We start from the raw sequence: 7,821 nt of genomic DNA, 5'->3' as shown, positions 1-7,821 counted from the left end.
GGGCGCACCGCCCGCCGGGCCGCGCCCTGCGCCGCCGGCGTCGGACGCCCCTCGTACACTCGGGGGATGACCGGATCCGACGCCGCGCTCGCGGGCGTCGTGGGCGGCCGCACCGCCGGCGTCCTGCAGAAGGCCTTCGGACTGCGCACGGTCGCGGACCTCCTCGAGCACCTCCCGCGCCGCTACGCCCGCCGCGGCGAGCTCACGGCCCTCGCCGAGCTGCCCGTCGACCAGCAGGCCACGATCGTCGCCGAGGTCCGGGAGGTGCGCGAGCGCCCCATGCGCGCCCGGCGCGGCAGCATCCTCGAGGTGCGGATCACCGACGGCCGCGGCTTCCTCACCCTCACCTTCTTCAACCAGGCGTGGCGCGCCAAGGACCTCGTGCCGGGCGTCCGCGGGATCTTCGCGGGCAAGGTCAGCGACTACCGCGGCGCGCTCCAGCTCGCCCACCCCGACTACGAGCTCTTCGACGCGCACGAGGGCCCCGCGCTCTCCGGCGGCGAGCCCGACGCGGCCGCCCGCCGCTGGGCCGAGATGCCCATCCCCATCTACCCGGCCACCGCGTCGATGGCGAGCTGGCAGGTCGCCAAGTCCGTGGAGCTGGCGCTCGACGCGGTCGACGACCTGGAGGATCCTGTCCCCGCGGACGTGCGCGCCGAGCGCGGCCTCCTCCCGTACCGCGAGGCCCTCGAGGGCGTGCACCGCCCGGAGAAGGACGTCGACTGGCGTCGCGGCCGCGACGCGCTCCGCTTCCAGGAGGCCTTCGTGCTGCAGACCGCGCTGCTCCAGCGGCGGCAGGCGGCGCGCGCGCTCCCGGCCACCCCGCGGATCCCGTCGACCGGCGGCCACCTCGACCGGCTCGACGCGCAGCTGCCCTTCGAGCTCACGGGCGACCAGCGGCTCGTCGGCGAGGAGATCGCGACGGACATGGCGCGCACCTGGCCCATGAACCGCCTCGTGCAGGGCGAGGTCGGCTCCGGCAAGACGCTCGTCGCGCTCCGGGCGATGCTCGCGGTCGCCGACTCGGGCGGCCAGTCCGCGCTCCTCGCGCCCACCGAGGTGCTCGCGAGCCAGCACCTCCGCTCGCTCACGGCCTCGCTCGGCCCCGACCTCGCGGCCGAGCTCATGCCGACGCTGCTCACCGGGCAGCTGTCGACCGCCGAACGCAAGCGCGCGCTGCTGCGCATCGTGAGCGGCCAGGCCCGCATCGTGGTCGGCACGCACGCGCTGCTCGGCGACCGCGTGGAGTTCCTCGACCTCGGTCTGGTGGTGGTCGACGAGCAGCACCGCTTCGGGGTGGACCAGCGCGAGGCGCTCCGGCGGAAGGGCGGCACGCCGCCGCACGTCCTCGTCCTCACGGCCACGCCCATCCCGCGCACGGTCGCGATGACGGTGTTCGGCGACCTCGACGTGTCGACCATCGCCGAGCTGCCGAGCGGGCGCCAGCCCATCGAGTCCTTCGTCGTCCCGCTGCACGAGCACCCGGGCTGGATCGAGCGGGTGTGGGAGCGCACCGCGGAGGAGATCCAGAAGGGGCGGCAGGCGTTCGTGGTGTGCCCGGCCATCGACCCGCAGGATCCCGACGCGGAGGACGAGGACGCCGCCGCCGAGGGCGAGGGCGACGCCCCGACCCGACCCGCGCTCGCCACCGTCACCGAGGTGGACGCGCTCCTCGCCGCCCACCCGCGCCTCGGGTCCGTCCGCCGCGCCGTGCTGCACGGCCGCATGTCGGGGGAGGAGAAGGACCGCGTCATGCGCGCGTTCTCCGCGGGCGACATCGACCTCATCGTCGCCACCACCGTCATCGAGGTCGGGGTCGACGTGCCGAACGCGTCGACGATGGTGATCCTCGACGCCGACCGCTTCGGCGTCTCCCAGCTGCACCAGCTGCGCGGCCGCGTGGGCCGCGGCGGCGTGCCCGGCCTCTGCCTCATGGTCACCCATGCCGAGCCCGAGACCGTCGCGCGCGAGCGGGTCGACGCGGTGGCCGCGACCCTCGACGGCTTCGAGCTGGCGCGCGTCGACCTCGAGCTCCGTCGCGAGGGCAACGTCCTCGGCACGAACCAGTCGGGCGGTCGCTCCTCGCTGCGCCTGCTGCGGGTCGCGCAGGACGGCGACCTCATCGAGTCCGCGCGCGAGCACGCACACGACGTGCTCGAGGCGTCGCCGGATCTCGCGGGCCATCCCGCCCTCGCCCGCGCGCTGGCCCGTCGGCTCGACGACGAGGAGCGCGCCTTCCTCGACAAGAACTGACCGACCGTCGCCCTAGGCTGGCGGGATGCAGCGGATCGCCGTCGTCCCCGGATCGTTCGACCCCGTCACCCTCGGGCACCTCGACGTGATCCGCCGCGCCGCCCGGCTCTACGACGAGCTCGTCGTGCTCGTGGTGCACAACCCCGGCAAGACGCCCATGCTGCCGCTCGAGGAGCGCGTCCGTCTCATCGAGCGCGTCATCCGCGACGCCGGCCTCCCCGGATCCGTCCGCGTCGACTCCTGGGGCGCCGGCCTCCTCGTCGACTACTGCCGCGGGATCGGCGCGACCGTGCTCGTCAAGGGCGTCCGCTCGCAGCTCGACGTGACGTACGAGACGCCCATGGCGCTCGTCAACCGCGACCTCGCCGACGTCGAGACCGTGCTGCTGCTGCCGGATCCCGCGCACGCGCACGTCTCCAGCTCGCTCGTGCGCCAGGTCGAGGCGCTCGGCGGCGACGTCGCCCCGTACGTGCCGGCGGCCGTCGCGGAGGCGCTGGCCGTCCGGCGCGCCCGCTGACGCCCCGTAGGATCTACGGGTGTCCAGGTTCCAGAAGACCCCATTCACGGTCCACGTCCACGACATCGTGCACCGCCCCGGGGAGATGCGCGAGCTCGACCTGACCATCGTCACCCCCGAGCGCATGGGGGAGGGCCTCATCGCCGTCCCCGCCGGTCGCGAGATGCACGTGACCGTGCGCCTCGAGTCCCTGCACGACGGGATCCTGGCCACCGGCGAGGTCGACACGGTGGCCGACGGGCAGTCCGCGCGCACCCTCGCCGACATGCAGGAGCGTGTCCAGGTCGATTTCGCGGAGATGTTCGCGTACTCTCTTGATGAAGCTTTCGACTACCAGGTCCAGGACGAGCACGTGGACCTGGAGCCGGTCATCCGGGATGCGGTGGTCCTTTCACTGCCGTTCCAGCCCGAAGTGCCGGGCGAGGACCTCGATCTCGATCTGGGTCCCGGCATCAGCCTGGTCCTGGCGGACTCCGACCCGGAGCCCGTGATCGATCAGCGCTGGGCAGCCCTGTCCGGCTTCCGAGCTTCCGAAGATAGCGGTGCGGCGCGTGAAGACGCCGACACCGAAACGCAGAGAGATGAGAGTTAGCCATGGCTGTTCCCAAGAGAAAGATGTCCCGATCCAACACGCGCGCGCGTCGCTCGCAGTGGAAGGCCGAGGCTCCCACGCTCGTCAAGACCATCGAGAACGGCAAGGTCGTCTACTCCATGCCGCACCGCGCGCGCGTGATCGAGGACGCCGCCGGCACGCCGCTGTACATGGAGTACAAGGGCCGCAAGGTCGCCGACGTCTAGTCGCGACCCGCACGGTACGTCGGAAATGACCGACACCCAGGGATCCCGCGTCCACGGCGACCGCGACGCGCTCCGGCGCCTCCTCGCCGTGGACGTGAGCCCCGAGCTCCTCGAGCTCGCGCTCACGCACCGCTCGTACGCGTACGAGCACGGCGGCATCCCGCACAACGAGCGCCTCGAGTTCCTCGGCGACTCCATCCTCGGGCAGGCCGTCACGGTCATGCTCTACCTCGAGAACCCCGACCTCGACGAGGGCGAGCTCGCCAAGCGGCGCGCCAGCCTCGTCTCGAGCGTCGCCCTCGCGGAGGTCGCCACCCGCATCGGGCTGGGCGAGCACCTGCTGCTCGGCCGCGGCGAGGAGCTCACGGGCGGTCGCGCCAAGTCGTCGATCCTCGCGGACACCGTCGAGGCCATCATCGGCGCCTGCTACCTCGACGCCGGGGGAGAGGCCGCGACGGGCCTCGTGCTGCGCCTCATCGCCCCGCTCCTCGAGGACCCCGCCCGCTTCGGCGCCGCCATGGACCCGAAGACCGCGCTCCAGGAGAGCGCCGCGCGCCAGAGCCTCCCTGCGCCCGTCTACGACGTGAGCGACAGCGGACCCGACCACAGCAAGCGCTTCCACGCCGTCGTCACGGTGGGCGGGGCCGTCCGCACCACGGGCGAGGGTTCCAGCAAGAAGCAGGCCGAGATGACGGCCGCGCTCGAGGCGTGGACGCGCCTCGAGGCGCGCACCACGGCCTGACCCGCGGTGCCCGAGCTCCCCGAGGTCGAGGTCGTCCGCGCCGGCCTCGAGCCCGCGGTCGCCGGCGCGCGCATCACGGGCGTCGAGATCCTCGACGCGCGGTCGCTCAAGCGGCACGACCCGCTCGAGGGCGCGTTCGTCGACCTGCTCGTCGGCCGCGTGATCACGTCGGCCGTCCGCCGCGGCAAGTTCCTGTGGCTGCCGCTCGAGCCCGACGCCGGGCGCGACGGCGCCGGCCCCCGCGCCCTCGTCACGCACCTCGGCATGAGCGGGCAGGTGCTCCTCCGCGAGCCCGGATCCGACCCGGACGGGCTGCTGCGGATCCGCATGGGCATCGAGCACCCGGTGCACGGCGAGCTCGTGGTCGCCTTCGTCGACCAGCGGATCTTCGGGTCGATGGCCGTCGACCGCCTCGTCGCCACGCCCGACGGGCACGCGGGCGGCCGCGGTTCCGACGCGGCGCTCGTGCCGACGCAGGTCGCCCACATCGCACGGGATCCCCTCGACACGGCCTTCGACGACGAGGAGCTGCTCGGCCGCCTCGCCCGGCGGCGCACGGGGATCAAGCGCGCCCTCCTCGACCAGACGCTCGTGAGCGGCATCGGCAACATCTACGCCGACGAGGCGCTCTGGGCCGCGCGGATCCACTACGCCCACCCCACCGACGCCCTCGGCCGCGGTCGTGCGCTCCGGCTCCTCGCCGAGGTGCGCACCGTGCTCGCGCGGGCGCTGGCCGAGGGGGGCACGAGCTTCGACGCGCAGTACGTCAACGTCAACGGCGCGTCCGGCTACTTCTCGCACTCGCTCAACGCCTACGGGCGGCAGGGCAAGCCGTGCCCGCGCTGCGGTACGCCGATCGTGCGCGAGGCCTTCATGAACCGCGGCTCGCACCTGTGCCCGCGCTGCCAGGCGCTGCCGGATCCGGACGCCGCGGTCGCCTGAGACGGACGGTCAGCGCGCCCGGCCGAGCTCCCGCAGCCAGCTCCCGCTCGTGCCGACGTGCCGGAAGCCGAGCGCCTCGTTCACCCGGAGCATCGGCCGGTTCTCGTCCGCGTTCCAGGTGACGACGCGGTCGGCCTCGGGCGCCTCCCGCGCGAGCAACCGCAGGTTCTCGACCTTGAGGAGCATGCCGAGGCGGTGGCCGCGGTGCTCCGCGAGCACGAGCGTGTCCTGCTGGTACGTGTACGCGTGGCCGTCGGAGCGGCGGCCGCTGGGGGAGACGGCGATCTCGGTGAAGCCGACGAGCCGACCCGTCGCCACGTGCTCCACCGCGGTGGTGAGGCCCGTGCGGCCCGCGGATGCGCGGCGCGCCTCGGCCTCGCGGATCCGGTCGGCGTCCCATGGGTCCTCGGCCTGCGGCAGGTCGCCCTGCGGGGTGTCCGTCGACATGCGCGTGTGCAGCACGGCGAGGTCGTCGAGCAGGCGGTCGGGCGCGGCGTCCACCCAGGAGATGACGCGGTACTCGTCCCCGGCGGCGCGGCGCGCGGACTCGAGGTGGGCGGCGAGCGTCGGGGCCGCGGCGACGGTGTCGAGCGCGCTGGTCCGCGCGGTCTGGCCGAGGCGGTAGCCGGCGTCCACGGCGAAGCGCGACGACGGGTCGTCCGCCCCGACCGCGCCGATGCCGGTCGGCGAGGGGATCGGGATCCCGTTCGCCTCGGCGGGGTGCATCGTGAAACCAGTGAGGGTGCGGCAGCCCTCGTCGAGGGCGATCCGCTCGACGCACTCCCGCAGGGCCCGCCCGATCCCGCCGCGTCGGTGCTCGGGCAGCACCGAGACCGCGACGTCGGAGGTCGCGGGGTCGTTGAGCCAGGTGGTGAGGAGACCGCGGCCGACGATCCGGCCCTCGACGCGGGCGGCGAAGAGCCGCTTCCGCACGTGGGCGACGTCGGCGTAGTCGGCGATGAGCTCCTGCGGGAGCCAGACGAACGCGTCGTGCCCGAGGTCGTGCGACTGCGCGCAGTTGACGACGTCGGTCAGGGCGACGAAGTCGTCCCACCCGGGTGCGCCGGGCGCGATCGGCGGTCGCACCTCCTCGACGGCGGAGCTGCGGTCGTCGGCGTCGTGCGGCATGGTCGGCTCCCTCGTCGGCGCGGACGGCCGGAGGAGGGCGTCGCGCCCGACCACGCTAGCGGCGCCCGCCCGCGATCAGCCGCACGCGCGCGGCTCCCGGGAGCCGCCCGCCGTTCCGGTATCGTGATCTGGACCATCACGCGAGGAGGGCGACGGGCGTGCACCTGAAGAGCCTGACCCTCAAGGGGTTCAAGTCGTTCGCGCAGCCGACCACGTTCCAGTTCGAGACCGGGGTGACCTGCGTCGTCGGGCCGAACGGATCCGGCAAGTCGAACGTCGTCGACGCCCTCGCCTGGGTCATGGGCGAGCAGGGCGCCAAGACCCTCCGCGGCGGGAAGATGGAGGACGTCATCTTCGCCGGCACCTCGACGCGCGGGCCGCTGGGCCGCGCGGAGGTCACGCTCACGATCGACAACGCCGACGGCGCGCTGCCCATCGACTACACCGAGGTCGCGATCCGCCGCACGCTGTTCCGCAACGGCGGCAGCGAGTACGCGATCAACGGCACCTCGTGCCGCCTGCTCGACGTGCAGGAGCTGCTGAGCGACTCGGGGCTCGGCCGCGAGATGCACGTCATCGTCGGCCAGGGCCGGCTCGACAACGTCCTGCGCGCGACCCCCGAGGAGCGGCGCGGCTTCATCGAGGAGGCCGCGGGGATCCTCAAGCACCGGCGCCGCAAGGAGCGCACCCTCCGCAAGCTCGAGGGCATGCAGGCGAACCTGACGCGCCTCAACGACCTCGCGGGGGAGATCCGGCGACAGCTCAAGCCGCTCGGGCGCCAGGCGGAGGTCGCGCGACAGGCGCAGACCGTCGCCGCCGTCGTCCGCGACGCCCGCGCGCGCCTCGTGGCCGACGAGGTCGTGACCCTCCGGCGCGCGCTCGCGGAGCACTCGCGCACCGAGGAGGAGCGCACGACCGAGCGGATGGTGCTGCAGGAGAAGCTCGACCGCGCCGTGATCCGGTCCGAGCGCATCGTGGAGGAGCAGGAGGGCGACGAGGTCGACGGCGCCCGCCGCACGGCGTTCGCCCTCGAGCAGGTGCAGGAGCGGCTCCGCAACCTGCTCTCGCTCGCGCAGCAGCGGCTGGCCCTCCTCGGATCCGCAGACGACGCGCCCGATACCGCGGCGGGCACGAGCCCCGCCCAGGTGCAGGAGTCGCGCGACGAGGCGGCGCGGCTGGTGGCCCTGATCGCCGAGGCCGAGGCGGGCTGGGCGTCCGCGCGGCAGGTGACCGCAGCGGCCCGGCAGGCGCTCGACGCGCTCGACGAGGAGATCCAGGCGCAGAGCGCGCTCGTCTCCCGCCACGACCTGGAGATCGCGGGCCTCACGGGCCGCGCGGAGACGGCGGGATCCCGGCTCGCCGCCGTCCGCGGCGAGGTCCTCCGGCAGCAGAACGCGCTCGACGCGGCTCGCGCCCGGCTGGCCGCCGCCGAGGCCGAGCG

8 protein-coding genes are annotated in these 7,821 nt (G+C 74.0%); 7 read left to right on the top strand and 1 reads right to left on the bottom strand.

The features are described 5' to 3' along the window. Window positions 1–66 precede the first annotated feature (66 nt). Genes DZG00_RS09980 through mutM form a run of 6 tightly spaced genes read left to right on the top strand, consistent with a single transcriptional unit; the run spans window position 67 to window position 5,252 of the window. Window positions 67–2,253: an ATP-dependent DNA helicase RecG gene (locus tag DZG00_RS09980; RefSeq protein ID WP_119455583.1), complete on the top strand. Its 2,187-nt coding sequence runs from the start codon at window positions 67–69 to the stop codon at window positions 2,251–2,253. A 25-nt stretch (window positions 2,254–2,278) separates the two neighbouring features. Beyond that, the gene (coaD, locus tag DZG00_RS09975; protein ID WP_119382062.1) at window positions 2,279–2,770 is read left to right on the top strand and encodes a pantetheine-phosphate adenylyltransferase; all 492 of its coding nucleotides are present in this window, start codon (window positions 2,279–2,281) and stop codon (window positions 2,768–2,770) included. A gap of 19 nt (window positions 2,771–2,789) precedes the next feature. Continuing rightward, window positions 2,790–3,362, top strand: a complete 573-nt coding sequence (locus DZG00_RS09970; protein ID WP_086514667.1) for a YceD family protein — start codon at window positions 2,790–2,792, stop codon at window positions 3,360–3,362. Between the two features lie 2 nt (window positions 3,363–3,364). Then, entirely contained in the window at window positions 3,365–3,568 is a 204-nt protein-coding gene (gene rpmF / locus DZG00_RS09965) for a 50S ribosomal protein L32 (protein WP_012298174.1), read from the top strand. A 25-nt stretch (window positions 3,569–3,593) separates the two neighbouring features. Beyond that, window positions 3,594–4,310, top strand: a complete 717-nt coding sequence (gene rnc, locus DZG00_RS09960) for a ribonuclease III (RefSeq protein ID WP_119382063.1) — start codon at window positions 3,594–3,596, stop codon at window positions 4,308–4,310. A gap of 6 nt (window positions 4,311–4,316) precedes the next feature. Continuing rightward, window positions 4,317–5,252, top strand: a complete 936-nt coding sequence (mutM, locus tag DZG00_RS09955; protein ID WP_119382064.1) for a bifunctional DNA-formamidopyrimidine glycosylase/DNA-(apurinic or apyrimidinic site) lyase — start codon at window positions 4,317–4,319, stop codon at window positions 5,250–5,252. A 9-nt stretch (window positions 5,253–5,261) separates the two neighbouring features. On the opposite strand, the gene DZG00_RS09950 is transcribed toward mutM, so the two are convergent. Beyond that, complete coding sequence (locus DZG00_RS09950) at window positions 5,262–6,380, bottom strand: GNAT family N-acetyltransferase (protein ID WP_119382065.1); 1,119 nt, start codon at window positions 6,378–6,380, stop codon at window positions 5,262–5,264. Window positions 6,381–6,538: 158 nt separating this feature from the next. Between DZG00_RS09950 and DZG00_RS09945 the strand changes: the two genes are divergently transcribed. Further along, window positions 6,539–7,821 (top strand): chromosome segregation SMC family protein (locus DZG00_RS09945; RefSeq protein WP_147359965.1); only part of this gene is annotated, 1,283 nt, incomplete at its 3' end.

Origin of the sequence: Clavibacter lycopersici, assembly GCF_003576405.1 — a bacterium.
Lineage (GTDB): Bacteria > Actinomycetota > Actinomycetes > Actinomycetales > Microbacteriaceae > Clavibacter > Clavibacter lycopersici.
Note: the sequence above shows the minus strand (reverse complement) of the source record. Positions and strands in the feature narration are given on the sequence as shown.